Origin of the sequence: Streptococcus equi subsp. zooepidemicus, assembly GCF_015689395.1 — a bacterium.
Lineage (GTDB): Bacteria > Bacillota > Bacilli > Lactobacillales > Streptococcaceae > Streptococcus > Streptococcus equi.
In genome coordinates this window covers 1,435,610-1,461,489 of the sequence record NZ_CP065054.1, presented here as the reverse complement: position 1 = coordinate 1,461,489, position 25,880 = coordinate 1,435,610, and the positions used below count along the sequence as shown (strand labels likewise).

Here is a 25,880-nt window from a genome sequence, read left to right as displayed (position 1 = left end):
ATTATAATATAGCTAAAAAGCTCAAGGGTTAATTCCTTGAGCTTTTGGTTTGCTTGATACCCTTCTTGAGCATGGGATCACCTATACCTTATTTTTAGGTTGGAAAGTTTACTAAAGGGGTTCTGAGTAAGACAATCAAGGATTTATTATTGTGGTCAATAGCCATTGGAAGGCTTAAAGGGCTGCTTAGCCACTAGCTTGACTTAGCTGCGACCAAGCATTGTCTTGATGGCCTGTATGGCTTTGTACTTGAAGGGCTTTGGATAATACCTAAAGGTTCCCATCTTTCGTGTGATATAGCCGTTAAAGTTTTGCTTAAAGCGTAAAACACCATCAGAGCCATCAAATTCACCCATGATACCAAGAAAATTATAGCAGCTGATTCCCTTTTCAATCGCTCTTAGCATGACATGTTCTTGTAATAGAGCTGGCGCGTAGAACCTGTTAAATTCTGGATAGGAGCCAGAAAAGAGATAGACAGCCTCCTGCGGGGTGTAAACAAAGAGACTACCAGCTAGAGGAACGTCTTTTTTGCCATACTTGATAATCAACTCCTGTGCTTCAGCTACCCGAACTTGAAAGGTATCAAATTGGCTGGAGAGCTCCCGAAGCCGATTTTGCTTCTTTTCTGATCTTGGGTTTTTAGCTAGGTCTGCCTCTAATTTAGCCATGCCTTGCTTTAGCCTGTCTTGGCTGTGCCTTAGGTTGGCGAGGTAGTCATCAAAATTGAGGGTTGCAACCATAAATTCACAGCTATCCCCAAAGCTATCATAGAAATCCTGATAATAAGATAGGGGCTTATCGGTATAATCTCTTCGACTAGATGTAGCAGCAGTAATTGCCTTGAATTGCGTTAGCTCATCACGACTGAGCTTATGTAGCTTAATGCCAAAGGTTTTGGCTTTTTTTAGCAGGGCTTTGCCTTTTTTACTGAAGGATTTGATTAAGTTAGCAGAGGTTAAGCCACTTAACTCTTTAACATAATGCCAATCGCCCTCACCGTTAGGATAGCCTGTTAACAGGCCATCATGTGTAAAATTGAGCTTTGTCAAGGCCTTGATCAGTTCTGGCTTTTCATCATCATTTGGGTGACCATCACTGGTAAAGGTCTGATAGGTATCGTAGGGCTTGATGACTAGCTCAAGAGCTCCCTGCTGTTTGGCATAGTCCTGTAGGGCTTTGTAAAAGGCTGTTGTGTAGGTCGTATCAGCCACTACGGGACCTGAGTTGATTTCCATGCGTAAGCCGCCGGCCATTGCTATACTGTAGAGAATGGCTGCAACCTTAATATCTTTCTGGTCACTGATTGCAAGGTATTGTGTTTGATAGCCACGCTTTTGCAGCAGCTCTGCCATTTCTATGGATTGAATGAAGGATTTATACTCCACTTGACTGCAAAATGAGCCAAAGGTTTCTTTGTCAATGATATCTAAAGCCATTAAGGGTTACTCCTTAGTTTTTTTCTCAGATTATAGGCTATCATGGCCACTTTTGAGATAGGTCCAACTGGAATGCTGAATTCTCCTGCAAATTCTTCGATAGCTGGGTTTAATCTTGCTTTAAACTGAAACAGTCCGCCATCTAATTGGTTTTCAACGCCTCCTAAATTGTGCCATTGACAACCGCGCTTAAAGGCCTCCTCTGCGGTATGATACCAGGTTAAGAGAGCTGCCTGATATTGGCGAAAGTCATTATCCATACCTGCGTATAGGTTTTCAGAGGTTCGCCCATAGATCAGCGTCAGGGTGGCTGCTAGAGGTACAATGCTTTTACCTGCTTGTATTTCTTTATCTAGAAAAGCCAGCTCCCTTTCAAGCCTTTTAATGGTATTTTGGTTTTCTGCGACCTTACCTGGCTTGCTGTTTTGGGTAAAGACTTGCTGATTGCTTAAGGCTTCCTCTAATTGCTGCTGTATGAGCGCTTTTTGCTTGGGAAGGTTCAATCTAGCCATGGTAATGTAAGCCTGATTAGCGTAAGTGGTCATTAATTTGTCATAATAGGAAATGCCACGCAAAGAAATGTGTTTTCGCTCCTCAGTCTTTTTCATCAGTGCTGAGAAGTCTTCAAGTAGCTCTGTTGAGCCAATAATAATCTCGACTCCCTTATTTTGAGCAGTTCGGATAGACTGTCTGGCTTTTTTTGATAAGCTTTGGAGCTTAAAGTCCTTGGCGTAAATGTTGGCCTGAAAGCGGGGCTGAATCGTTTGCTCAAGCTCTTTGGTTCTGCCAGTCCATTCAACACCGATGGTCTTTAAAAAATCAATAATGGAGAGGGTGAAGTCATTGTCCTTTCTTTCTTCACCTATTAAGGCCTGACTGATAAACAAGGAAGGATCGTATTTAATCATGAGAGCTCGCTTGGATTTACCATAAGCCTTTAGGCTAGTCATGACGAAGTTAACCAACTCAAAGTCAGAATAATCCATAATCGGCCCTCGAGGAATGTAAATCATGGTCATGCCTAGGGGGAGTCTCTTGATAAGGCAAGCAGCAGCAGCGACTTGCTTGTCATCCTGGTAAAAACCAATGAGCTCATGCTCCCAGTTATCCTTTACCTGAGCCCAATGAGCGCTTTGCAGCAGATTGACCTGAGGATGTGATAGGACAAACTGATCGTGCTCTTTAGCTGAAATTCCGATTTTATATGTATACATTAGTTTAATACCCACTTCCGAATAGCATGCGCTACGCCGCTGTCATTGTTTGATTTGGTGATGTATTTGGCCAGCTTTTTCAGCTCGGGAGCCCCATTTTCCATGACAACAGGGTTAGCAACCGCTTCAAGCATGGCTCGATCGTTTTCAGCATCGCCGATTGCCATCGTTTGGGACATGTCAATGCCAAGCTTTTTGGCAAGGTGACCAATAGCGGTGCCCTTGCTGACTGTTTTTGGTGTTAATTCGAGATAAAAAGGTGTTGATTTGACAATATTGTAGGTGTCATAGAAGGCTTGAGGAATCTGTTTGATGGCCTCATCTAAAAGGTCTGGCTCATCAATCATCATCATTTTGACGATCTCTTTGTCAGCCATCTCCTCAGGTGTTCGATAAAAAACAGGCATGTCCACAAGCCTTGCTTCTCGTACAGTGTATTTGCCGATATTTCGGTTAGCAGTATAGATGCCCTCTGTTGTGATGGCATGCATGTGAACGCCTAGCCTGCGGCTTAAATATTCTATGTCAAGGTAATCATCGTAGGTCATCAGCTCTTTGACCACCTCTTCACCGGTCGCAGTGTCTTGAATCAGTCCACCATTGAAGGTGATGACATGATCTCCCTTTTGATTTAGTTGCAATTGCTCTAATAATGAGATGACCCCAGCAATGGGACGTCCCGTAGCAATGACGATATGGACGCCTTGGGCTTTGGCCTCCTGTATGGCGTCAAAAACGTCATTAGTAACGCGTCGATCGTCAGTGAGTAAGGTGCCATCAATATCAATGGCAACAAGTTTGATAGACATGGAATTCTCCTTGGTTGTTCTGATTTGTAATCAATGATTTGCCACCTTCTATCTTACTAAAAATAGGTTCTTTTGTCATGAAAACAAAAGAGATTTTGGCAATATTAAAGGCTCTACTGTGTTTGGTGGCTTGTGCTTGTCAGAGCTCTAGCTGTCCTTATCGGGTAATATACCATTTTAAATCTAGAGCGTGATGAAAAAGCCAAAAGGACCTTGACTGGTCCTTAGTTGTTAAAATGAAAGTGTCCGTTAGAGATATAGCTGATAAAGGCTTCCTTATCTGATGTAAAGAGGTCATCAAGCTCTAACATTTCCTTTGGGAAATAAAAGCGTCTATCACCGTAGCTTGTGCCTGTGAGAGCTTTGACAATCGCAGAGAGCTGGGATAGCTCAGCCCTGCTGCCATCTTTTTGAATCATTTCAATTTGAGTTCTTGGATTTTCCAGCTCAGGACGGTAAATATCATAAGGAAGGTCAAAATTGACATGGATACCTGTATAATAATCAGGATCAAAACCAACTGCCTCAACCAGCTTTCGCAAACGCTCTAAATCCTGCTGTGATTCTTGGTCAAAGGTGACTGATTTTAAAATTTTTCGATTGATAAACCGACTCGACAGGTCTGATAGGATATGGTCCTCACTGTTAATCCATTGCTGGAAATAGGTATTGAGCACACCATCATCTAAGCAAAGATAATCAGCAAGCGTGAAACTTTTTTCAAAAAATGGAATGAGCCCAGGGGCTGTCTTTTGGAAATAGTCCTGCTGGCTAGGATAGAGAGCCTTAGCACGCTTCAGCAAATTTTGTAGGATCAGCTCGACGGCTCGACTGGCAGGGTGAAAATAAACCTGCATATACATTTGAAAGCGGCTGACAATGTAATCCTCTACGGCATGCATACCGCTGAGATCAAAAGCTATGCCATCTTTCACAGGTCGAATAACCCTAAGAATGCGCATTAGGTCAAATTGCCCATAATTAGCCGCAGAAAAGTAAGAGTCGCGCAGCAGATAATCCATGCGATCGCAGTCGATTTGGCTAGAGATCAGCTGCACTACCTGTTTATTGGGGTAAGTGTGGTTGATAACACTAGCTACCTTGTCAGGAAAATCAGGAGAGTAGCGCGTCAAAATCGCATTAATTTCCGTTTCTGGACTGGTAATGATATCTTGAGTAACAGCCTCGTGATCAGTATCAAATAGGGTCTCAAAGGTGTGCGAGTAAGCACCATGGCCAATATCATGCAAGAGCGCAGCAGTCATGGTTAAAAGCCCTTCTTCTTTATGCCAAAGGTCTGCATACTTTTCCTCGAAAATCTCTGTGACACGACGAGCAATCTCATAGACACCAAGACAGTGTGAAAAGCGGCTATGCTCGGCACCATGAAAGGTAAAGGCTGTTGTTGGTACCTGCTTAATTCGCCTTAGTCGTTGAAATTCCTTTGTATTGATTAGCTCGTAAATGAGCTGATGATTAACGTGGATATAGTTGTGAACAGGGTCACGAAATACTTTTTCATTCATGCTTCTATTATAGCAGAAATTGCGAAAATGGTCAGAAATTGGTAGAATAGACGAGCAAAACTCAAGAGAAAGAAGATATCATGAAGATTGAAATTAATAACAAGATCAGCTATGGTCAGGAAACAGAGCTAATCAAGGAGATTCATACTGGGGATTTGAGACAAAAGGCAGATGCTACCTATCTAATTTATCAAAATAATGACAACGAAAGAGTAGTGATTAAGTTCAATGCTGCTGAGCTAACGATGAGTCGCTTTTCAAAGCCTCAGTCTGTGATGAGGTTTCTTGCAAACAAAAAAACCTTGATCGCTATTCCGACGCCTGTAGGGATCCAGCAATTTTTGACAGATACGAGCCATTTTCACTTGGACCATGACCAGCAGACAGTGACCCTAGATTATGCTTTATTACAGGCCAGCACTGAGACGGCCTTTGCTCATTATCATTTGGAGATCAAGTGGTATTGATCTTAGCAAGAGGAAGTTCTTTGCTAGTCTCCTAAGCTGACAGCCGGTTTCTGCTGTTTGTATCTCGGCAATGACAGCCTAAGCTTGGCTATTAGTTGCCCTTTTATCTGGAAATCATCAGATGATTTGAGGCTTTTAAAAAATATTTCCCTGTTTTTTTCTTGTTTTTTGGTCATCATTTTATTATAATAGTGACTATATCAAGGGAGTAGCAGACGGTTAGCCGTGATTGTGTCGTCAATACGGAATTTCGATTTCCGGTACAATCTGAAACAGCGAGACTTGTTTAAGAAAAATAAACAGGTCTTTTTAGTTGAATAAAGCATAAAAAGACCAAGGAGGGACCAATTTGTCGAAAGAACAAAGACATGAAGCGTTCTATACGCAAAGTGAAGAAACAGTATTAGCTCAATTAGAGTCTAGTCGCAAGGGGCTAACGAGTGCAGAGGCCCAGCAGCGTCTAGTAGCTTACGGGCGCAATGAGCTTGACGAGGGTGAAAAGCGCAGCCTGTTCATGAAATTCCTTGATCAGTTTAAGGATTTGATGATTATTATTTTGGTTGCAGCGGCCTTTCTTTCTGTGGTAACAGAAGGGATGGAGGGCTTGACAGATGCTATCATTATTTTAGCTGTTGTTATCTTAAATGCAGCCTTCGGGGTTTATCAGGAAGGACAGGCAGAGGCAGCGATTGAGGCCTTAAAATCCATGTCTAGTCCCTTAGCACGTGTGCGTCGTGATGGTCATGTGATTGAGGTTGACTCTAAAGAGCTTGTTCCAGGCGATATAGTCCTGCTAGAGGCAGGAGATGTAGTACCAGCTGATATGCGTCTGTTAGAGGTCAATTCCTTAAAAATTGAGGAAGCTGCTCTTACTGGTGAGTCAGTTCCAGTTGAAAAGGACCTGTCAAGAGAGGTTTCTGCTGATGCTGGTATTGGTGATCGTGTTAACATGGGCTACCAAAACTCAAACGTTACTTATGGACGCGGTATGGGAGTTGTCACAAACACTGGTATGTACACTGAGGTAGGCCATATCGCTGGCATGCTGGCTAATGCTGATGAGACAGACACACCGCTAAAGCAAAACCTTGACAATCTATCTAAGATTTTAACCTATGCTATTCTTGTGATTGCAGCTGTGACCTTTGCAGTTGGTGTCTTTTTACGTGGTCAGCGCCCGCTTGAAGGCTTGATGACATCAGTGGCGCTTGCAGTTGCTGCCATTCCAGAGGGGCTTCCAGCTATTGTTACGGTTGTGCTTTCTCTTGGAACACAAGTGCTAGCAAAGCGTAACGCTATTATCCGTAAATTGCCTGCGGTCGAAACCCTTGGTTCAACTGAAATTATCGCCTCAGATAAAACTGGTACCTTGACCATGAACCAGATGACAGTTGAAAAGGTTTATACCAACGGAGCACTTCAAGAGTCATCAGCTGATATTGCCTTTGATAACAATACTCTTCGTGTGATGAATTTTGCCAATGATACTAAGGTTGATCCAGCAGGTAAGCTGATTGGTGATCCTACAGAGACTGCTTTGGTGCAATTTGGCTTAGATCATCGCTTTGATGTGCGTGAGGCTCTTGTTTCAGAACCTCGTGTGGCAGAATTACCATTTGATTCTGATCGTAAGCTGATGTCAACCATTCACAAGCAAGCTGACGGCGGATACTTCATCGCTGTTAAGGGTGCTCCTGACCAATTGTTGAAGCGTGTCACTCAAATCGAAGAAAATGGAGAGATTCGTCCGATTACAGAGGCTGATAGGCAAACGATTCTAGCTACTAATAAGGATCTGGCTAAGCAAGCCCTTCGTGTCTTGATGATGGCCTACAAATACATAGAAGCGATTCCAGCACTTGAAACAGAGGTGGTCGAAGCAGAGCTTATCTTCTCAGGTCTTGTTGGGATGATTGACCCAGAGCGTCCTGAAGCGGCTCAGGCTGTTAAGGTTGCTAAGGAGGCTGGTATTCGTCCGATCATGATTACTGGTGACCACCAGGATACAGCGGAAGCTATTGCCAAGCGTCTTGGCATTATCGAAGAAGATGGTGTTGACCATGTCTTTACGGGTGCTGAGCTCAATGAGCTGTCTGACGAAGCCTTCCAAAAGGTCTTTAGACAATATTCTGTTTATGCGCGTGTATCTCCAGAGCATAAGGTCCGTATCGTTAAGGCTTGGCAAAATGAAGGTAAGGTTGTTGCCATGACTGGTGATGGTGTCAATGATGCGCCGTCTCTTAAAACAGCTGATATTGGTATTGGTATGGGAATTACAGGTACAGAGGTTTCTAAGGGGGCTTCTGATATGGTCCTTGCCGATGATAACTTTGCAACCATTATCGTTGCTGTTGAAGAAGGACGTAAGGTCTTTTCAAACATTCAAAAAACAATTCAGTACCTGCTTTCTGCTAATATGGCTGAGGTCTTTACAATTTTTCTGGCTACCTTATTTGGCTGGGACGTGCTTCAGCCGGTTCACCTGCTTTGGATTAATCTGGTAACAGATACGCTGCCAGCGATCGCTCTTGGTGTTGAGCCTGCTGAGCCTGGTGTCATGAAGCACAAGCCTCGTGGACGCCAATCAAGCTTCTTTGACGGTGGTGTAAAAGAAGCTATTCTGTATCAGGGTGCCCTTCAGACAATCCTAGTGCTTGGTGTTTATGGCTTTGCCTTGATGTTCCCAGAGCATACAAGCTACCATGACGTGCATGCCGATGCTTTAACGATGGCTTATGTCACGCTTGGCCTTATTCAGCTGGTGCATGCTTATAATGTTAAGTCTGTTTATCAGTCTATCTTTACAGTTGGATTATTTAAGAATAAATTATTTAACTATTCTATCCCAGTAGCCTTTGTTGCCTTGATGGCTACAGTGGTTGTCCCTGGCTTTAACAAATTCTTCCATGTGACTCATTTAACCCTTACACAATGGCTAGTTGTTATTATTGGAAGTCTCTTGATGGTTGCGCTTGTTGAGCTTGTCAAGGCTATTCAGCGCTCACTTGGTCAAGATGACAAAGCGATTTAGGCGTCATCAGTAAAAAGATAAGAACACTTTCAAACTAACAAAATGGTCTGACGTTCATAGTTAAAAAATAATAGACTCCCCCTATAGCAAACAGTGCCCCAACAAACCATCACTAGAAGCTATAAGGGGAGCTTTTCTATGCCTAACAAAAATCTAAGATTAGTAGCAGGCAAACCTGAAGCAGTTCATGCGCACATATTACCTATCTGCTACTATTGCTCTAAAAGCAACCGGCTGATCGGACAGGTTGGTAATGGTGATAGTATAATCATGGTCTTCTGTAATACCGTATTTTCTCTTCCCCTTCAAGGGAACGATGAGGCCATCTCCATCAATAGTAGCTCCCTTGTGTCCAGTGGCTACGATTATGCCATTATCTGTATTGGAGTCGTATTTTTTAATAACACGCTCTGTTATAGAATACCGATATCCTATATCTCCCATATTCTTATATGTCCAACCACAATTTTCGTGCCATGTATCACGACCTTCTAGCTTCAGTAGCACTTTTTCGTCGCTTTCTAGGTATAGATCAGAGGAATATTCTATTTGTTCATACTTTGGTCTCACCGCAAGCTCTATACTCTCATTTGGCCTTAGATATTTCTTTCCCTGAAAGAAATAGTAAAGCTCATAGCGTTTTGAGAAGATGAAAACACCTACCAGCAACATCATTAATAACAGGATTTTTCGCTTCATTTTGACTTCTTCCTTTCCATATAACCATCTATACCGGCTTGGATCATTTGAGTATCACCCTCATTGTCTCCATAGTGACCTGATGATAAATTCTCAAACCACTTTGGTATATCCTTATCAGAAAAGACCTGGGCAATCCCGGCTGCCGTTTTTAAATAAGTCCCTGAAGCATCTAAAAAGCCTGTACCAACATAACCATAGAGGTAGTTCCCAGCGTAGTCGCCTGGCAATTCTGATTCCCACTGTCTTGACCAGACAGAATAGTTATGGCCATGATAGATTCTTGACTTCAAATCCAAGGGCTGACCCGTATTGACAAGATCATAAAATTGCTTGTTGTCAAGTATTATAGCACTTAATTGACTTCCAGCTACCTGTGAAAGGTAGGGAGCATTAACATTAACCGATAAGATATCATCTCCCATCTTGTTGATAATCAAACGAAAATCAATGCCCGACGATTGTAATTTTAGCCCTAGAAGTCGCTCAATTTTCTCTGCATAACTTCCTTCCTTATCAGGCTTCCACTCTCCATCATAATTACTTCTCACCTTCCAATAGTCATCAAAGGCTGGCTTATTGAGAAAATAGAGGTAATCCTCATAGGCAGCTACAAGTCGCTCTGATTTTTGTAGCGGCCTTTCAGAGCTGCTTTTGATGGCTTTAATGGTCTGAGTCAGTATGTTGTGATAATGGTTTTGAGTGTACTTTGAGGCATTGACAGGGCTAATCTCTTGATTCCTCAGGCTAGCCACCCAGCTCATATCTAGGCCGGCAGTCGAGTAGCTGCCGTCGCTGCTCATGAAGACCTGACTGAGCTGTGTTGCGCCCTGAATGGCTAACTGCAAAATAACTAAGCTGTCCCTAAAGCAGTCTGAGGTTTGAGTTAGAAACCATTCAAGGCTTTCCAATTTGGTCGTAACCTCTCGAATCCCTATTTCCAGCTGGTTTTTGGCATGGTATAGTGTAGAGGTATCAGACCAAAGGGTGCCATAGTCTCCGGTTAAAAGACTACTAATCTGCTTCATAAACGATTCGTTTTCATCAATCTGTGCTTGGATCACTTGCACTTGCCGTTCTCTTAGCCTCTTCAGCTCGGTTAATTGATCACGATCCAGGGTTCCGTATCTGGAAATCTGAGCATCTGCCCTTTGATAGGTGGTCAACTCCACCTGGATAGCATCAATCGCTGCTTGTAACTTTTTGATAGAGGGAATGATGATCGCTGTAAAAAGTCCCCTACCTGCTGTGTAAGCTGCTCCCTGTAGCTCTCCCGAATCCAGACTAGCAATGAGATGGTCGCAACCACTTGATAACCTGTCCGTTATCTCATTGGCTATTTGGATATTGTTTGTCACGGCCTGAATCAAGGCCTTTGACTCTGCTGCACTGTAGGTTACTCCCATCGTAAACGGCTCCTTTCACCGATAAGCTCTTCTTTGTCCCTCTCTAGTCTACGACGAACCCCCATCGTATAGGTTGACACGTGATCCAGATGCTCATCAACATAGCGATCCATTTGTCTGATCAAATGGTCATTGGCCTCTTGCTCTGCGTACTTTCCAGCATAGTCCTCAGGCATATGGTTCAATAGGGACTCAAGGGCAAAAGAGAGGTGCCGACAGTCTGCTTGGAGCTCCGAGACTGCTTGTTCATGTCGTCGTTTCATCGACAAAAGATCCTCCTCTAGCCACTCCAGCTGGTTGATCTGTTGGGTTAGGGCAAGAAATTTGTCTTCAGATTCTTCCTTGATCATGACTGATTCCCCCATCTTTTTGCTTCCTCTAGGTCTCTTTTCTCTAGTTTGGCCGCAAGCTGAGGAAATTTATTGGCCTGAATAAGGACTGCCTGACTAAAGTCGCTAACAGCCTGCAGCAGTTGATTAGAGACCTGACGTCCCTTTTCCATTCCTGCAATACCGCTGGTCACACTAAATGCAACGGACTGTTGGTGAACCCTACTGGTATCTACACCTACCAATTCGCTAATAGCGGCAGAGGCAGCCACAGGGCTTGATGTGATGGTATCACTCATACAATCTCTCCTTTATAACCATTGTGTCTTTCATTATATCACAGGATAGTAGCCATTGTGCTTGCAGCTCTTACCTAAATAAGAGCAACTGACCGAATTTTTTTGGGAATTCATTCCTCTTATAGTAGACTTGAAAGGACAAACAGTTAAGAGTTGAAGTCACAAGTGATACAGGATTAACTTGCTGGTCAAAAAAGCTTGCTTGCCATTATTGGCAGGTGCGAGATTTTACTGATGATGTTCTCAGAAATTGGCTAAAAGATCACACTAGTAGTGAAGAAGTAGCAGTCGCTTGTAAAAGAAGGCCTCGTATGACCTAAGGAGGACAGCTTTTTTGAAGAGCCTGTCAGTGATACACTATCGTTACGTTTATAATAACGACCATTGTCAAAAACGTCAAAACGGCCTTGCTCCTCTTGGTATGAGGAATAAGACCGTTGCTTAATGGTTTATTGTTTCATCAACCGGGTAGTTCAGGCTGATGCTGCGTTTTTTCTTATGCTAGCAAACAAGCGTTAAGCCTCGTGTTGCTTTGTCATCGTTATTAGAATGGCTGATTTTTTAAGGTCTAGAAGGCGAAAAAATCCTGTTAGAAGGTTGATTCTTGCCAATTAACCTGACAATCAAAAATTTGTTGCTTGGCTTCCTTGCTATGCCCTTCGATATCATCAATCAAAATGCTGGTTGCTTGCTCCCCTTCTTCGTAAGCAGGCTGGATAATAGTGGTAATGCTTGGTGATGATAGGCGAGTCCATTCGATGTTATCAAAGCCAACTAGACCAGTTTCTGGCAATGACACCTTTAGTGCTTTCATGGCAGTAAAAACCTTAGGCAGAGCCCAGCAGTTTGGGACAAATACCAGATTGTGACGATTTTTGTCAAATGCGTCTTGTAGAAACTGAGCAATTTCTTGAGAGCTGGTTTGGTTTTCATCAATGATCATTTGATGGTATTGAAGCTGATTAGCCTCTAAAACATCAATAAAACCAGAAGCACGCTCAATTCGTGTGCTCAGCAAATTAGGATTGCCAGTCACCATGATAAAGCTTTGATAGCCTTTGGTGATGCATTGCTGAATAGTGTCATAAACAGCGTCATAATTGTTGGTTTTGACCCAGTTTGTGCGATGCTCATAGAGCTGACTGTCAAAGAAAACCATGTGCTTTTTTTTCACTTCGATGATGCGTGAATACTTTCTAAAGTTGGAGGTTGGTTGAATGATAAAACCATCTACACCTAGATTAAGCATTTTTTCAATCAATTCGTCCTCACGTGAAGGATCATAGTTGCTGTTGCCGATGATAATTTGATACCCAAATTCTTGTGCCTTGCTTTCAATACCTTTGACAATCTGGTTGGAAAAGCTATTGGTAATGTCACCGATAACCACACCGATCAATTTGGTAGCCTTGGCATTGAGACTGCGAGCTGCAATGCTAGGCTTGTAGTTGGTGGCTTCAATAGCCTCCTTAATCCGGCTTTTTGTCTCCTGAGACATTTTATCAAATCGACCGTTGAGGTAGAAAGAAACAGTTGTTTTTGAAGTGTTAGCTAAGTCAGCAATATCATTGATCGTTACTTTGCGCTGCATTGCATAGACCCCTTTTTGTCATCATTAGTAGTTTTATTATAACATATGGAATGGTAATTGTTTTAATATTTCAGTCCAAGAATATGACCTTTGAAGAGGTCAAAAATGATCCTACTCTTTCTTAAGTTGCGACCTTCTGTAAGATTGGCGCGCAATCAGCCGCTAAATCATGTGCTTGTAGAGATATAAAGGATTAATTGTGCCAGAAGCCAGTAGAAGGAGGACGCCTTCCTCACAGCTAGCAGTAAAGGCTTGTGCTTAAAGGCTCTGCAGGGCAAAAGATCTGACTGAGGCTACGAGAGTTGATGGTGTCAATGCTTAGCTTTGCCCAATAGAAAAGAGACCTGCTCATCACTAATGGAGACCCTCCAATACTGATTAACAGAATCTCTAAGACTGCTAGGCTAACACACCTAACCAGCTGCCAACAATACCAATAATAACTGTTAGAATAACTAATTTATAGGTTGTCCATTTTTTCGTTTTAATGAGGTAATACATCAAGAGAGTGAAGAGGGCTGGCAGAAGAGCTGGTGCAATCTTATCCAGCATTCCCTGAATGGTCACAAATTTTTGGGCTGCATTTGCAGCGTCGACCTTGCCTGCTGCAAATGTGATGGGAACAGATATCTTAACAGAAGTAGCAGCTAGACCAGCAATCACTGTAACTCCGACAATATTTGCCATGCGAGATACAATTGCCATTTGTTCGCTTAATTTATCAATAAAGCTTGTCCCCACCTTGTAGCCATAGAGTCCAGAGCCAATTTTAATAGCTGTTAGAATAATATTCATGGCTAGGAAAAAGAGAATTGGCCCCAAAATCAGGCCGTCACTTGCTAAGGAAGCAGCAATGGTCGAAAAGAGTGGTGCTAAACAAAATTGCGAAAGGGAATCCCCGATACCTGCCAGAGGTCCCATGAGTGCCATCTTGATATTGCGGGTTTCTTCTTCAGGCCGATTATTTTCTAGCATGACCAGGTGTAGGCTGGTGATAAAAGGTAGGAAATGAGGGTTTGTATTGTAAAATGCACAATTGTCCTCTAGTGCTTTGTAAAGGCCTGTTTTGTCATTGCCAAAATGCTTTTTTAGGGCTGGGTAAACGACATTGGCATAGCCTATTCCTTGATAATTGCTATAGTTAAAGCCATTTTGCAGGAAAAAGGCTCTAAGAGCAGTTTTCAGATAATCACGCTTTGTGAGCTTATTAGATCCAGTCATCTTGTTGACCTCCTTGTTCAGCTGTTGTTGCATGCTTTGGTTTGTTGTAGTATTCATTTAGGGCGAAGATAATGCCTATGATGGCAATACCGATGGTTGGAATTTGCAGGTAAGCTGCACAGACATAACCAATTAAGACAAAAGGAATCAGCTCTTTTTTAGCCATAACAGATAGAATCATAGCAAAACCGATAGCAGGAAGCATTTTACCAGCAACGGTTAATCCATTTAGGAGGACAGGTGGGATATAATCAACCAAATGAAGTAAAGTATCCATTGACAAGGCGCCTAATAAACCAAGTCCTAAGCCAATCACAGCAAAAGCCCAGATGGTACCATTGGCAGCAAATGTAAAGCCTTTAATATTCCCTTTTTGAAGCTGTTTTTTAGCTGTTTCAGGAGCACCAGCAAAAGCTGTATAGGTAAAGGTTTGAAGAAATTGAATAGCAACGGCAATTGGTGTCGAAAGAGCTAAGGCAGCTTCCGGAGTAACTTTACCAGCACTGGTAATAGCCATCAAGGTGCCAAAGATACCAGGTCCGATTGGGTTGGGTGGCACAGTACCACCAGCACCGACACCAAATCCCATATAAGCTAATTCAGATATAGCTCCCATGCTAAGTGCTGTTGGCAAGTCCCCCAAGATAATGCCGACACCAAAAGACAGAATGATACAGCGATTGGTGTAGATACCAAGTAACATTCCGCTGAAACAAAAGGCTGTCCAAAGACCGATTAAAAGTGCTTGTAACAAATTGATATCCATATCAATTTCCTTTCTTAAATATAATCCAAAATATTAACCTCAGAGGCACCATTGCCAGCTGGAGTTGTTTTAGTGTTAAAGACAATATGATGATCGTGAGTCAATGTCCGAATAATAGCCTTGTCCTTGTCGCCTAGCGAAATGAATTGGGTAATGGCGATTTTATCGTCTGTTTTATGAATGTTTCCAAGATTGACCTCTTTAATGGGCACCCCTCCTTCAACCAAGCGCTTGATGTCTTCTAAATCCTTAACAACAATAAAGATTGTCTGAGCAGGGCTTGCTTTGTGAATCACGTCAATCACCTTTTGAATGGAAAAAAAGCGCATGGCAATGCTTGATGGAACGACAGTTTTCATCAGAGACTGTTGGATTTTGTCTTCAGCAACGGCATCATTAGCCACAATGACAGTGTTGCAATTTAAAAATTTGATCCATAGCTGGCCTTGACCATGAATCAAACGCTCATCAACTCTGGTCATGATAATGTTTGGTGGTGTCATAATATCTCCTTTAACAATAGTCTTTGTAGGCTAAATGCTATCAGCCTACCAATAAGGGGTCCAGTCCTTGTAAAAGCGCAGCAGGGCCTCTAAATAGTAGTAATCTCCCCAGATATTTCCTTCATCAACGCCCTTGCCAGAGTGCCAAGAGTAAACGCCATGACGTAAAAGTGGAGCACCAGGCTTGATGTCCTTGTTGGCATAGCTATCAATTAATGATCTGAGCATACAGTGCATGGCAGCTTGATAAGCTTTCTTGTCAGGATCATTCTCTGGTAAATGTTTTAACATCTCGTGAATACCACAAACAGCAATAGCAGTTGCGGAGCTGTCCTTAGACTGACCACTGCTATCTTCAAAGATCAAATCCCAATAGGATACCTGATCCTTGGGCAAGCGATTGAGGAAATAGTGCGTCATTCCTTTAAATAAGGCCATTAGCTGTGGATCCTTCAAGAAGCGATAGGTCAAGGGAATTCCATAGATTCCCCAAGCTTGTCCTCTGGCCCAGGCGGAGTCATCACTGTAACCTTGGCGTGTAACTCCTTTGATTGGATCACCTGTTTCAGGGTCAAAGTAGAAGGTATGGTAAGCAGAAGCGTCATCACGAATCACGTTGTTGGCTGAGGCATAAAAGTGATTGATAGCCATTTGACGATACCTGTCATCTCCTGTTTCTTGACTGGCAAAAAAGAGTAGCTGGATATTTAAAAGACAATCAATAATTAAGCGGTAATCTTCTGCTTTCCCGAGTTGTCCCCAGGCTTGAATAAAGCCGCCTTTTTCCTGATAGCGCTCAATCAATTTATCTGCTGCCTTTAAGGCTGCCTGTCTAGCTTCAGGTGTTTTTAAAAGTTTCCACTCAGCCATGCAAGAGGGTGAATAAAGAAATCCTAAATCATGATGGTCAAGCTCAATGCTTTTGGTGACGCGTTCTAAGAAGGACAGGTCATTTGCCTGTGCTAGTGACCTAATGGCGTCATCACCAGTGTATTCGTAGGCCAACCATAGGCAGCCGGTCCAAAAGCCATTGGTCCACTCGGTATTATCCATAATTGAGTAATGATTGTCCTTGGTGGCTGGTGTCGGGAAATCAGTACCAAAATAGTCCATGTTTAGTCGGATTTGCTTGAGGGCTAACAAAATAGCTGCCTCAATATCAGCTTTTGTTAGACATGGCTGCTGGCTGTAGGCTTCTGCTTGCATGAGAGGCTCAAGGCTAACCTCTTTGATCTGTCTGGTCATTAAATCCCTCCTTCATCAAGGTCTGCTTCATCAGCTTCACTAGAGAGGGACTTCCAATTACTGATCCCTTCCTTAGCTGTGGTTAATAGCTTAGCGACAGTTTGTTCTAGATCTAGCTGCTCTTGCCTGGCAAAGACTGCTTCTATTAGCATGGCTAGATTGAGTCCAGACAGGACATCAAGTGTGGTCTCAGAAAGCTCCTCCATCAAGGTAGCAGCTACCTTAAAGGGGGTGCCGCCTAGTAAGTCACAAAGCACAAGTGCCTGAGCCTTTGGCTGTAAGACTGCTGATAAGTGTTCATGCACATCAGCAGCAGTCATCTCAGCAGTAAAATCAATAGCAGTTATGCCTTCTTGCTTACCTGCAATTAATTCTAAGGACGAGACGATACCACTTGCAAAATGCCCATGACCAATAACAATAATAGAAATCATGAATAAGCTCCTTTTTAGTTTACCGGTTTACTCAGAAACATTGTAGCGCTTTCAAAAATGTTTGTCAACACTTTTTTGTTATTTTATCAAAATAAGCGATCAATATGGCCTAATTTTTGGGATCCTTATAGGAAGTAAAGCGAGTAAGAGCAAGAAAAATATAGCTAAGAAGCCTTCCTCAATAATGACAATAAGAAAGACTTTAGCTTTTTTTTGTGTTTTTACTAAAATGATTGACAAAATGGATTAGTCTTGCTATAGTTTTGGTAAACAGGTTTACTTAAATGTTGAGATTGAGAGGTAAAACAATGGAACATTTCTTTTCTTTAGAGGGCAAAATTGCCTTGATAACGGGAGCCTCGTATGGGATTGGCTTTGAGATTGCTAAGGCCTATGCCATGGCTGGAGCAAAGATCGTCTTTAATGACATCAAGCAGGATTTAGTGGATCAAGGATTAGCAGCTTATCGAGAGTTTGGCATTAAAGCTCATGGCTATGTTTGTGATGTCACTGATGAAGTAGGGATTCAAGAGATGGTGGCTCAGATTGAAAAAGAGGTTGGTATTATTGATATTCTTGTGAATAATGCAGGTATCATTAAACGGACACCGATGCTTGAGATGACGGCTAAGGATTTTCGTCAGGTGGTAGATATAGACCTAAATGCGCCATTTATTGTTTCAAAGGCAGTTCTGCCATCAATGATTAAAAAAGGGCATGGGAAAATCATCAATATCTGTTCGATGATGAGTGAGCTTGGTCGTGAAACGGTTAGTGCTTATGCAGCAGCTAAGGGTGGTCTTAAGATGTTAACCAAAAACATCGCCTCAGAATTTGGAGAAGCCAATATCCAGTGCAATGGCATTGGGCCTGGCTATATTGCAACGCCTCAGACAGCACCTTTAAGAGAGCGTCAGGCTGATGGCAGTCGTCACCCCTTTGACCAGTTTATTATTGCTAAGACTCCGGCAGCGCGTTGGGGAACTCCAGCAGATCTGGCTGGTCCAGCTATTTTTTTGGCTAGTGAGGCGAGTAATTTTGTCAATGGGCATATCCTTTATGTTGATGGAGGCATTTTAGCTTACATTGGCAAACAACCGTAAAGAAACAAAAAAGCATCAAAGGAGATTATAGAAGATGAAAATTGCATTAATTAATGAAAACAGTCAAGCAGCTAAAAACAATGTTATTTATGAGGCCTTAGTCTCCGTTACTGATAAGTATGGCTATGAGGTCTTTAATTATGGCATGTATGGTAAGGAGGGCGAAAGTCAGCTGACCTATGTGCAAAACGGGCTGTTAGCTTCTATTTTGTTGACCACCAAGGCAGCTGATTTTGTTGTAACGGGCTGTGGGACTGGTGTGGGAGCTATGCTGGCCTTAAATAGCTTTCCAGGTGTGACCTGTGGTCTTGCCAGCGAGCCAACAGAAGCCTACCTTTTTGCTCAGATTAATGGTGGCAATGCCTTGTCTATTCCATTTGCCAAGGGCTTTGGTTGGGGGGCAGAGCTTAACTTGACCCTGATGTTTGAGCGCTTATTTGCTGAGCCGATGGGGGGTGGCTATCCCAAAGAGAGAGCCATTCCAGAGCAACGTAACGCTAGAATCTTGGGCGAATTGAAGGCTATGACTTATCGTCCCTTGTTGGAGGTGTTAAAGGAGATTGACCAAGATTTCTTGAAGGAAACCATTTCTGGAGAGCACTTCCAGCATTATTTCTTTGTAAATGCTGAGCCATCAGACCTTGTCGACTACCTAAGAGAAATCCTTCAACAATAAGTCTTATCTGCAGCTATAGAAAGGATACCCCTATGACCAAGGTATTATTGGTGGGAGAGCCGCTGATTCGCATCAGTCCCAGTCATTTTCAGACATTAGGAAATGCCTGTCAAGCACAGCTGTATTTTGGTGGCTCAGAGGTTAATATTGCAAGAACACTTAGTGGCTTTGGAGCAGAGAGTAGCCTGCTGACTGCCCTTCCTGATAATCAGGTTGGCCGAAGCTTTGAGGCCTTTTTGAGGCAAAGCGGTGTTGCCACAGAGCATGTGCAATGGTGTGGTGATCGGGTTGGTGTTTATTATTTGGAAAATGGCTTTGGCTGCCGCCCTAGTCAGGTTGCTTATGATCGCTCTGCCTCTAGCTTTAGTTTACTGGGGCCACAAGGCCTGGATTATGGTAAACTATTTGAGGCAGTTACTCATTTTCATTTTAGTGGCATTACCTTGGCTTTAGGAAAAGTCAGTCAGGACCTGGTTGAGCAGCTGGCTATTGAGGCAATGAAGCGGCAGGTCTGTGTTTCCTTTGATTTGAATTTTCGCAGCTCAATGATTTCAGTCAGGGAGGCAAAGAGGCTGTTCTCTCATTTTGCACAGTATGCAGACCTGATCTTTGGTATGGAGCCTTTAATGTGTAATCAAGCTGATCAGGCCATGTTTGATAGAGACAAGGCAGATCAAGGTGCTGTCAAGGAGCGCTTGGCTGCCTTATATGAGACATATCACTTAAAAGCCATTTTTCACACAGAACGTCACATCGATGACCAAGGAGTCAATCATTACCTAGCCTATGCTTATGATGGGCAGCTCCATCGCTCCATTGAGCTATCAACGCCTGTTTTGCAACGAGTTGGCAGTGGCGATGCTTTTGTTGCAGGCTGCTTATATCAATTGATGAGAGGACAGGCTATTGCTACTGCGCTTGATTTTGCTGCTGTGACAGCTAGTCTTAAGTGTACAGTCGCTGATGATCAGCTCTTTGTTTCGGCTAATCAGGTTGATAGGGTGATGAGGGGAAACCGAGAGGTAAGAAGGTAATATGAGAAAATCAGAAATCATGTTAAGGCTAAAAGCCAATAAATTAGCCTTAGTCGTTCGGGGAGCTTCTAAAAAAGAAGCAATGGCTTGCAGCCTAGCAGGTATTGAAGGTGGGATCAAAACCATTGAGGTGGCCTATACTAATCCCTTTGCCAGTCAGGTTATTGCAGGCCTGCGTGAAGCAGTTGGCAATGATCCAGAGATCCTGATCGGGGCTGGGACGGTTCTTGATGATGTCACAGCAAGGCTAGCTATTTTAGCGGGTGCTCAATTTATTGTGTCTCCTAGCTTTAGCAGGCAGACAAGCCGCCTATGTCATCGCTATGCTATTGCTTATATTCCGGGCTGTATGACTATTGAGGAGGTCGTGACTGCCTTGGAATCAGGTGCAGAGATGGTCAAGGTCTTTCCAGGTGCCACAGTTGGCATGTCCTTTATTAAGGCAATCAAATCTCCTTTGCCGCAGGTTGATGTCATGGTAACAGGTGGCGTGACTGTCACAAATGTGTCAGACTGGTTTGCCGCAGGTGCTCAGGTGCTGGGAGTTGGAGGAGAATTTAATCAATTGGCAGCTCAGGGTCAATTTCAGGCAATCACAGCAAGGGCTGCAGATTACATGAGTAGCTGTTAAAGTCGGTCATAAAACATTAAAAAAGCAAGGAGGTATCAGATGAAGCAAAGAAAAAAACTATCATCTTCTGTTTGCTCTAGTATCATACTAGCTTGTTTATTTCGGGCACCAACAGTCTTAGCAGAAGAAAAAACAGCAGCAAAAGCCATTTCCAAGGAGCTTCAGAGGGTAAAGAAAGCACCACTAAAAACTGAGGAGGCTTCTCAAGAAAGCTCCCCAGACACTCAAGACGCGTCGTCAGTAGCTACGGAATCCAGTCTTGGGGAGCAGCTCATTCTCACAGGTGATAACCTGCTTAAAAATCCTCAATTTGATCAGACCAGTCCTGCTCAAGAGCATCAAAGTACAAGCCTTTGGAGCAAGGAGTCTGCAAATGATTGGAAGGATTATAAGGACGCTAGTAAGAGTCAGGGCTGTCCTAAAATTGCTGTCTCTGATAACAAGCTGACAATGACTAGCGATGGCAATCAGAGATTTAGAGGCTGTGTGCACCAAACCGTTGCCATCAATCCAGACAAGCAGTATTTGCTGACCTTTGACATTGAGACAAAGGATAAAACAGGTCAGGCTTTTGCGCGTATCATTGAAGAAATAAAGCAAGGTTCTGGTGCTGCAAAAGAGCAACGCTTGTGGCTTTCTCCGATGGCAACAGGAACTGAGAAAAAACACCAAGAAAAGCTTTATATCCCTAAGCTAAAGGTTAATCAAATCAAGCTAGAGCTCTTTTATGAGGCCGGTCATGGACAGGTGGTCTTTGATAACCTTTCTTTGAGAGAGGCTGGTGATAAGCCAAGTGATGACATCAAGATTGCTTCACATTACTTAGAGGAGCAAATCGTCCTGCCTTTAAATAAGCACTACCTCATGGAAATGGCTGACTATCATTATCAGATTGCAGCGGAGTCCAGCAACATTGTGCGCGTGGAAAATGGTCTTTTAATTCCTTTGGCGCAGGGGAAAACGCTTTTAGAGGTATTGGATCAAGAGGGGCAAAGAGTAGTAACGGTACCAGTTGAGATTTTAGCAGCAGAAGACCCTCAAACAACCTCCTTGATCACAAAGTGGTGTGAGGTGATTTTGGGGGCTGAAAACTTTGACCGATCAAGTCCAGCCATGGTGGCATTAAACCAAAAACTGGACGACAGCGTGACCAAGAATCTAGCTGTTCTGACCAAGGATCAGAAAAGCACATACCTTTGGAGTGATTTGGCGGATCTTCATCAATCGTCTCATATGACAGCTACCTGTAGGCGTTTAGAGGAAATGGCCAAGCAGGTGAGTAGCCTAGCCTCTAGGTATTATCAGGATAAGGAGCTGATAAGACTGATCAAGGATAAATTAGCCTGGCTGACACTTAATTACTATCATCCGCAAAAGGATATTGAAGGCAAGGCTAATTGGTGGGATTTTGAAATTGGTACCCCAAGAGCTATTGTCAATACCCTAGCCTTCATTTACCCTTATGTCACTCAAGAGGAGATCAAGCGCTATACTAAAGGAATTTCTCACTTTGTTCCTAATCCTAGACAATTTCGCTCAACCCTTGTGAATCCTTTTAAGGCTATTGGGGGTAACCTTGTTGATATGGGACGAATAAAGATTATTGAGGCTCTGTTAAAGCATGATAAGAAAGCGCTTCAAGACAGTATAGCAGCCCTAGATACCTTATTTGCTTTTCAGCCAAGGGGGTCAAAGGGTGAGGGCTTTTATGAAGATGGCTCTTATATTGACCATACCAATGTCGCCTACACTGGAGCCTATGGAAATGTCCTTATTGATGGCTTGTCTCAACTGGTACCATTAATTCAGCAATCGGCTGCTAGCTTAGACCAGAAAAAGCTAGAGGCCATGACCCATTGGATTGAGCAAGCATTCTTGCCCTTGATGGTTCATGGGGAGCTCATGGATATGAATCGTGGGCGTTCCATCAGTCGTGAAAATGCCTCCTCAAGGCAGGCAGCCTTAGAAGCGCTAAGAGGAATGCTAAGACTGGCTGACGCATTGCCAGAGCAAGCTAAAATCAGGATCAAGGCTGTTTTGGCCTTCCACAATCAGGAGGCTATTTTAGAGAGTCTATCAAGCTACTATGACATGAAGCTATTCAAGGAGCTCTTGGAGGATACCGCAATCCAAGCCAGTCCAGTCAAGAGTTATCTATCTCTTTTTAACCAGATGGATAAATTGGCCTACTACAATGCTGAAAAGGATTTTGCCTTTGCTTTATCCCTTCATTCCAACAAAACTCTGAATTTTGAAGCCATGAACAATGAAAATACGCGTGGCTGGTATACAGGAGATGGCATGTTTTATCTTTATAACAGTGATCTGGGGCATTACTCGGACCGCTTTTGGCCAACCGTTAATCCCTTAAAGATGGCTGGAACAACAGAAGCAGAGGTCCATCGAGAGGACGTGACGGTAGCTTATCTAAAAAAGCTGACCAATGATTATAAAGAAAAGGCCAAAGAAAAAGCGGGTATGTCTACCCAGCAATCGTCCTTTGTTGGAGCCATCAAGGCAGGAGACAAAACAGCCTTGGCTGTTATGGATTTTCAAAATTGGGATAGGACAGTCACTGCTAAGAAGTCTTGGACGATCTTAGATGACCAAATTGTTTTTCTTGGCACTGCCATCACTAGTCAGACACACCAAGCGGTGAGTACTACCATTGATCAACGCAAAGAAAACCCAGACAACAGCTACACTCTTTTTATCAATGGGCAGGAGACAGCACTAACAGAAGAGGTCCTGCATCGAGATGATGTGACCAGTCTTTTACTACTTTCTAAAGACGGTCAGGCCAATATTGGTTACCTTTTTGCTAAGCCAACATCATTAGCGCTGTCGCGAAAGGTGCAGTCAGGCCGCTGGTCTGAGATCAATACAAATAGCAAAAATGAAGACCTCATTTCCCAAAGCTTTATCACAATCAGTCAGGCTCATTCTCAGGCTAGTGATAGCTATGCCTACACCCTACTTCCAAATATCAGCAAAGCAGACTTTGACAAGGTGTGCAGCGAAGCACGTATTGAGGTGCTGCAAAATGACAGCAAGCTTCAGCTGATCCATGATAAGAAACAAGGCCTGTTGGCGGTGGTCAAATACAATCAGGCTAAGGAGGTGGTTAATGGTCAATTGAGTCTTGAAAAATCAGGCTTATACCTCTATCAAAAGGTGGGAAATGACTTTAAGCAGCTATCTTTTAAGGCCTTATCATAGCCATTCAAGCACATTAGTAATAAGCTAAAATCCCCCCCTGAGCTGAAGAGCTTAGGGGGGAATGTTATCTGATAGTAGAAAGATCTAGCCTTATCACTCAAGAAGTACGGGGTATCAGAGCAAGAACTGTTTTAATCTGAGTAAGCTTCTTGTGCTTGTCCTTAGGCTCAAGCTGATCAGGACTGAGTGACCACCCATTTAAACCGGGGAACAAGGTAGCTAGCGATAATGCTGCTAAGGCCAATAATGGTTAGCCAATAAAGCCAGCTGGAATCAAAGCTAAGCAAGAGATGACTTCCAAGGACAAGCACAACACCAGACCAAAACAGGATAAGGTTGATTGGGTTATCAGTGATAGTGACCTGATCTTGATTGGTTACGATTTTCTTGGCTTGCCTGCTATGCTTGATGGTCAAATAATCCTCAGCATCGGGGAGATCAATATCGATACTCTCACCCGGATAAAGCTTAACCTTGTGGGATTTTCCAATATTAACTGTCATAGCTGCTCCTATCTTTGTCAAACGTGTCTTGCGCCTTAGCTTCATTACTAAAATCCTCTCTAAAATAAAAGTCAAGAATAATCATGTCAGGTCTAGCATTCAAATGCTGTGAAAGACCAATATACCATAGCCTATGATACCAAAAAGCAGAAAGAATAGCGACTGTAAAAAATCTGAAAATAAGCTTTCTTACATCTATTCCCTGCTTTGAAAGCAGACTTTTGCAGGATCTATGCTAGAATAGAAGGAAAAGGAGGGCACTAATGGTTAAGGGAATAATATTTGACATGGACGGCGTTTTATTTGATACGGAGCCTTTTTATCTCAAACGTCGTGAAGCCTTTTTGACGAGTAAGGGCATTAGGATTGACCACCTCAGCCCCAAGGATTTTATTGGTGGTAATCTTCAACAGATTTGGGACAAGGTCTTGGCAGAGCAGGTTACTGCTAATGAGGCAAGAGATGTTGCTGCGGCTTATGAGGACTATAAGCTGTGCCATAAGCCTCCTTACCAAGAGCTTATGTTTAAAGGGGTCAAGTCCTGCCTCAAAGCTCTTAAAGGGCAGGGACTTAAGCTTGCTTTAGCCTCAAACTCTAGTCGTTGTGATATTTTGTTAGCTTTAGAGAGCAGTCATATCAAGGCTTATTTTGACCTTACACTGGCGCGTGAGGACGTCACAGCTGGTAAGCCTAATCCTGAGATTTATAACAAGGCTGCGCAGGCTCTGGGACTAGCTAAAGAAGAGCTTGTCGTTATCGAAGATAGTCAAAAGGGAATTGCCGCAGCTAAGGCTGCTGGCTTGAAGGTTCTGGCCATCAAGGACAAGCGTTACGGCATTGATCAAGGTCAGGCAGACCAATGCATTGATAGCATCAAGCAGCTATGTGAACTGCTTAGGTAAGGCTCCTGATAGGGCAAACGATTATTAATGAAAGGATAGCAGGCTTTAAAGTGGCTTATCATCGCTACAATAGAATGATCTGTCTTAGAATGATAGAGACTAAATAGGTGTTTTTCTCGTTTTGGCAGCAGGATAGCTGAAGCGTTTGATCTGCTTTATGTCTGGTGCTGTTATAAGCGGTGAAATGGTAAGTAATATTGAGCTTATTGGTAGGAGGGCTAATGGCAGTTAAATTGTTGACAGAAAGATTGATCATACAGGAGTTGAATGAGACCTATTTTGAGGCTTATCACAAGGCATTTACCGAGGAAATCACAGCATTTCAGTGGCCTGATCCCTTTAAGGACATAGCTTCTGCTAAGGAGACACTAGCTAGCTTTATCGCAGAAATGAAAAAAGGAAACATGCTAGAGCTAGTCATTTTGAATAAAGCAAATGACTTCATTGGAAGCTTGGAGGTCTTTAGCCTTGATAGTGATACACCAGAATTGGGCATATGGCTGAAAACGTCAAGTCAGGGACTAGGCTATGGCTATGAGGCCTTGAGAGCTATTGTGGATTATTTAAAAGGGAAGGACAAATACCGTTATTTCAATTATGAGGTAGATATTAGAAATACTGGCAGCATTAAGCTGGTAGAGAAATTCAATGTAGTGACATCGACCTATCAGGAATGTGAGACAGCTTCAAAGAAAAGGCTTTGTTTACAGGTTTATCACATTCTTAATTAATCGTTGGTATGACATAGGTGATAGTCATGGTTTTGCATTAAGTCCTGTGTGAGTTGAGAGCAGCTTTCAGCTCTAGTATTTGCTTCTGGTGTGGTCTTTTAG

Annotated in this window: 24 protein-coding genes; 9 read left to right on the top strand and 15 right to left on the bottom strand. The window is 42.9% G+C overall.

The window, feature by feature from the left end; all coding sequences use genetic code 11:
- Positions 1-203: 203 nt before the first annotated feature.
- The 4 genes from I2432_RS06920 to I2432_RS06905 form a co-directional block, all read right to left on the bottom strand.
- Positions 204-1,439 (bottom strand): aminoacyltransferase, encoded by a 1,236-nt coding sequence (locus I2432_RS06920; RefSeq protein WP_206158685.1) that lies wholly within the window; start codon positions 1,437-1,439, stop codon positions 204-206.
- Positions 1,439-2,653, bottom strand: a complete 1,215-nt coding sequence (locus tag I2432_RS06915; RefSeq protein WP_043039129.1) for an aminoacyltransferase — start codon at positions 2,651-2,653, stop codon at positions 1,439-1,441. Before I2432_RS06915 ends, I2432_RS06920 begins: the two co-directional genes overlap by 1 nt.
- Positions 2,653-3,462: a sugar-phosphatase gene (gene yidA, locus I2432_RS06910; RefSeq protein WP_043039128.1), complete on the bottom strand. Its 810-nt coding sequence runs from the start codon at positions 3,460-3,462 to the stop codon at positions 2,653-2,655. The genes I2432_RS06915 and yidA overlap by 1 nt, the downstream gene beginning before the upstream one ends.
- Positions 3,463-3,686: 224 nt before the next feature.
- The gene (locus tag I2432_RS06905; protein WP_043039127.1) at positions 3,687-4,988 is read right to left on the bottom strand and encodes an HD domain-containing protein; all 1,302 of its coding nucleotides are present in this window, start codon (positions 4,986-4,988) and stop codon (positions 3,687-3,689) included.
- An 80-nt stretch (positions 4,989-5,068) separates the two neighbouring features.
- Here I2432_RS06905 and I2432_RS06900 point away from each other — a divergent pair, with 80 nt between their 5' ends.
- Together I2432_RS06900 and I2432_RS06895 are read left to right on the top strand one after the other, a co-directional pair.
- Complete coding sequence (locus I2432_RS06900) at positions 5,069-5,455, top strand: YwiB family protein (RefSeq protein ID WP_043039126.1); 387 nt, start codon at positions 5,069-5,071, stop codon at positions 5,453-5,455.
- A gap of 349 nt (positions 5,456-5,804) precedes the next feature.
- Positions 5,805-8,486: a cation-translocating P-type ATPase gene (locus I2432_RS06895; RefSeq protein WP_043039125.1), complete on the top strand. Its 2,682-nt coding sequence runs from the start codon at positions 5,805-5,807 to the stop codon at positions 8,484-8,486.
- A gap of 198 nt (positions 8,487-8,684) precedes the next feature.
- Here the strand turns inward: I2432_RS06895 and I2432_RS06890 are convergent, their stop codons facing one another.
- From I2432_RS06890 to I2432_RS06845, 10 genes are all read right to left on the bottom strand, one after another.
- Positions 8,685-9,185, bottom strand: a complete 501-nt coding sequence (locus I2432_RS06890) for a hypothetical protein (protein WP_206152443.1) — start codon at positions 9,183-9,185, stop codon at positions 8,685-8,687.
- Positions 9,182-10,591, bottom strand: coding sequence for a polymorphic toxin type 44 domain-containing protein (locus tag I2432_RS06885; protein ID WP_206158684.1), 1,410 nt, complete (start codon positions 10,589-10,591; stop codon positions 9,182-9,184). The genes I2432_RS06890 and I2432_RS06885 overlap by 4 nt, the downstream gene beginning before the upstream one ends.
- The gene (locus I2432_RS06880; protein ID WP_249093152.1) at positions 10,582-10,956 is read right to left on the bottom strand and encodes a hypothetical protein; all 375 of its coding nucleotides are present in this window, start codon (positions 10,954-10,956) and stop codon (positions 10,582-10,584) included. The genes I2432_RS06885 and I2432_RS06880 overlap by 10 nt, the downstream gene beginning before the upstream one ends.
- On the bottom strand, positions 10,938-11,219 hold the full coding sequence (locus I2432_RS06875) for a hypothetical protein (RefSeq protein WP_043039122.1): 282 nt from the start codon (positions 11,217-11,219) through the stop codon (positions 10,938-10,940). Before I2432_RS06875 ends, I2432_RS06880 begins: the two co-directional genes overlap by 19 nt.
- Positions 11,220-11,808: 589 nt before the next feature.
- Complete coding sequence (locus tag I2432_RS06870) at positions 11,809-12,810, bottom strand: LacI family DNA-binding transcriptional regulator (protein WP_043039121.1); 1,002 nt, start codon at positions 12,808-12,810, stop codon at positions 11,809-11,811.
- A gap of 399 nt (positions 12,811-13,209) precedes the next feature.
- A complete protein-coding gene (locus I2432_RS06865) occupies positions 13,210-14,031 on the bottom strand; it encodes a PTS system mannose/fructose/sorbose family transporter subunit IID (RefSeq protein ID WP_014623122.1) in 822 nt (273 codons plus the stop codon).
- Positions 14,018-14,797 carry a PTS mannose/fructose/sorbose/N-acetylgalactosamine transporter subunit IIC gene (locus I2432_RS06860; protein ID WP_012679789.1) on the bottom strand — a complete coding sequence of 260 codons (780 nt, stop codon included), beginning with the start codon at positions 14,795-14,797 and terminating at the stop codon, positions 14,018-14,020. The genes I2432_RS06865 and I2432_RS06860 overlap by 14 nt, the downstream gene beginning before the upstream one ends.
- 14 nt (positions 14,798-14,811) lie before the next feature.
- Positions 14,812-15,300, bottom strand: a complete 489-nt coding sequence (locus I2432_RS06855; RefSeq protein WP_014623120.1) for a PTS sugar transporter subunit IIB — start codon at positions 15,298-15,300, stop codon at positions 14,812-14,814.
- A gap of 45 nt (positions 15,301-15,345) precedes the next feature.
- Positions 15,346-16,545, bottom strand: coding sequence for a glycoside hydrolase family 88 protein (locus I2432_RS06850; RefSeq protein ID WP_043037044.1), 1,200 nt, complete (start codon positions 16,543-16,545; stop codon positions 15,346-15,348).
- On the bottom strand, positions 16,545-16,979 hold the full coding sequence (locus I2432_RS06845; protein WP_043037041.1) for a PTS sugar transporter subunit IIA: 435 nt from the start codon (positions 16,977-16,979) through the stop codon (positions 16,545-16,547). Before I2432_RS06845 ends, I2432_RS06850 begins: the two co-directional genes overlap by 1 nt.
- A 308-nt stretch (positions 16,980-17,287) precedes the next feature.
- Between I2432_RS06845 and I2432_RS06840 the strand changes: the two genes are divergently transcribed.
- Genes I2432_RS06840 through hylB form a run of 5 tightly spaced genes read left to right on the top strand, consistent with a single transcriptional unit; the run spans position 17,288 to position 23,642 of the window.
- Positions 17,288-18,082 carry a gluconate 5-dehydrogenase gene (locus I2432_RS06840; RefSeq protein WP_012679785.1) on the top strand — a complete coding sequence of 265 codons (795 nt, stop codon included), beginning with the start codon at positions 17,288-17,290 and terminating at the stop codon, positions 18,080-18,082.
- A gap of 34 nt (positions 18,083-18,116) precedes the next feature.
- The gene (locus I2432_RS06835; RefSeq protein WP_206152444.1) at positions 18,117-18,758 is read left to right on the top strand and encodes an RpiB/LacA/LacB family sugar-phosphate isomerase; all 642 of its coding nucleotides are present in this window, start codon (positions 18,117-18,119) and stop codon (positions 18,756-18,758) included.
- A 32-nt stretch (positions 18,759-18,790) separates the two neighbouring features.
- Positions 18,791-19,792, top strand: coding sequence for a sugar kinase (locus tag I2432_RS06830; protein WP_043037035.1), 1,002 nt, complete (start codon positions 18,791-18,793; stop codon positions 19,790-19,792).
- Position 19,793: 1 nt separating this feature from the next.
- The gene (locus I2432_RS06825; protein WP_012679782.1) at positions 19,794-20,423 is read left to right on the top strand and encodes a bifunctional 4-hydroxy-2-oxoglutarate aldolase/2-dehydro-3-deoxy-phosphogluconate aldolase; all 630 of its coding nucleotides are present in this window, start codon (positions 19,794-19,796) and stop codon (positions 20,421-20,423) included.
- Positions 20,424-20,462: 39 nt separating this feature from the next.
- Complete coding sequence (gene hylB, locus I2432_RS06820) at positions 20,463-23,642, top strand: hyaluronate lyase (protein WP_043039120.1); 3,180 nt, start codon at positions 20,463-20,465, stop codon at positions 23,640-23,642.
- 176 nt (positions 23,643-23,818) lie between these two features.
- On the opposite strand, the gene I2432_RS06815 is transcribed toward hylB, so the two are convergent.
- Complete coding sequence (locus I2432_RS06815) at positions 23,819-24,190, bottom strand: hypothetical protein (protein WP_043039119.1); 372 nt, start codon at positions 24,188-24,190, stop codon at positions 23,819-23,821.
- Between the two features lie 218 nt (positions 24,191-24,408).
- Here I2432_RS06815 and I2432_RS06810 point away from each other — a divergent pair, with 218 nt between their 5' ends.
- Both I2432_RS06810 and I2432_RS06805 read left to right on the top strand, forming a co-directional pair.
- Positions 24,409-25,047 (top strand): HAD family hydrolase, encoded by a 639-nt coding sequence (locus I2432_RS06810; protein ID WP_043039118.1) that lies wholly within the window; start codon positions 24,409-24,411, stop codon positions 25,045-25,047.
- 221 nt (positions 25,048-25,268) lie between these two features.
- Complete coding sequence (locus I2432_RS06805) at positions 25,269-25,778, top strand: GNAT family N-acetyltransferase (RefSeq protein WP_229297295.1); 510 nt, start codon at positions 25,269-25,271, stop codon at positions 25,776-25,778.
- Positions 25,779-25,880: the final 102 nt, after the last annotated feature.

What these genes read in the sequence shown, in the direction of transcription:
- I2432_RS06920 (WP_206158685.1), bottom strand. Translation starts at nt 1,439, where the DNA reads ATGGCTTTAGATATCATTGACAAAGAAACCTTTGGCTCATTTTGCAGT.
- I2432_RS06915 (WP_043039129.1), bottom strand. Translation starts at nt 2,653, where the DNA reads ATGTATACATATAAAATCGGAATTTCAGCTAAAGAGCACGATCAGTTT.
- yidA (WP_043039128.1), bottom strand. Translation starts at nt 3,462, where the DNA reads ATGTCTATCAAACTTGTTGCCATTGATATTGATGGCACCTTACTCACT.
- I2432_RS06905 (WP_043039127.1), bottom strand. Translation starts at nt 4,988, where the DNA reads ATGAATGAAAAAGTATTTCGTGACCCTGTTCACAACTATATCCACGTT.
- I2432_RS06900 (WP_043039126.1), top strand. Translation starts at nt 5,069, where the DNA reads ATGAAGATTGAAATTAATAACAAGATCAGCTATGGTCAGGAAACAGAG.
- I2432_RS06890 (WP_206152443.1), bottom strand. Translation starts at nt 9,185, where the DNA reads ATGAAGCGAAAAATCCTGTTATTAATGATGTTGCTGGTAGGTGTTTTC.
- I2432_RS06885 (WP_206158684.1), bottom strand. Translation starts at nt 10,591, where the DNA reads ATGGGAGTAACCTACAGTGCAGCAGAGTCAAAGGCCTTGATTCAGGCC.
- I2432_RS06880 (WP_249093152.1), bottom strand. Translation starts at nt 10,956, where the DNA reads ATGGGGGAATCAGTCATGATCAAGGAAGAATCTGAAGACAAATTTCTT.
- I2432_RS06875 (WP_043039122.1), bottom strand. Translation starts at nt 11,219, where the DNA reads ATGAGTGATACCATCACATCAAGCCCTGTGGCTGCCTCTGCCGCTATT.
- I2432_RS06870 (WP_043039121.1), bottom strand. Translation starts at nt 12,810, where the DNA reads ATGCAGCGCAAAGTAACGATCAATGATATTGCTGACTTAGCTAACACT.
- I2432_RS06865 (WP_014623122.1), bottom strand. Translation starts at nt 14,031, where the DNA reads ATGACTGGATCTAATAAGCTCACAAAGCGTGATTATCTGAAAACTGCT.
- I2432_RS06860 (WP_012679789.1), bottom strand. Translation starts at nt 14,797, where the DNA reads ATGGATATCAATTTGTTACAAGCACTTTTAATCGGTCTTTGGACAGCC.
- I2432_RS06855 (WP_014623120.1), bottom strand. Translation starts at nt 15,300, where the DNA reads ATGACACCACCAAACATTATCATGACCAGAGTTGATGAGCGTTTGATT.
- I2432_RS06850 (WP_043037044.1), bottom strand. Translation starts at nt 16,545, where the DNA reads ATGACCAGACAGATCAAAGAGGTTAGCCTTGAGCCTCTCATGCAAGCA.
- I2432_RS06845 (WP_043037041.1), bottom strand. Translation starts at nt 16,979, where the DNA reads ATGATTTCTATTATTGTTATTGGTCATGGGCATTTTGCAAGTGGTATC.
- I2432_RS06840 (WP_012679785.1), top strand. Translation starts at nt 17,288, where the DNA reads ATGGAACATTTCTTTTCTTTAGAGGGCAAAATTGCCTTGATAACGGGA.
- I2432_RS06835 (WP_206152444.1), top strand. Translation starts at nt 18,117, where the DNA reads ATGAAAATTGCATTAATTAATGAAAACAGTCAAGCAGCTAAAAACAAT.
- I2432_RS06830 (WP_043037035.1), top strand. Translation starts at nt 18,791, where the DNA reads ATGACCAAGGTATTATTGGTGGGAGAGCCGCTGATTCGCATCAGTCCC.
- I2432_RS06825 (WP_012679782.1), top strand. Translation starts at nt 19,794, where the DNA reads ATGAGAAAATCAGAAATCATGTTAAGGCTAAAAGCCAATAAATTAGCC.
- hylB (WP_043039120.1), top strand. Translation starts at nt 20,463, where the DNA reads ATGAAGCAAAGAAAAAAACTATCATCTTCTGTTTGCTCTAGTATCATA.
- I2432_RS06815 (WP_043039119.1), bottom strand. Translation starts at nt 24,190, where the DNA reads ATGAAGCTAAGGCGCAAGACACGTTTGACAAAGATAGGAGCAGCTATG.
- I2432_RS06810 (WP_043039118.1), top strand. Translation starts at nt 24,409, where the DNA reads ATGGTTAAGGGAATAATATTTGACATGGACGGCGTTTTATTTGATACG.
- I2432_RS06805 (WP_229297295.1), top strand. Translation starts at nt 25,269, where the DNA reads ATGGCAGTTAAATTGTTGACAGAAAGATTGATCATACAGGAGTTGAAT.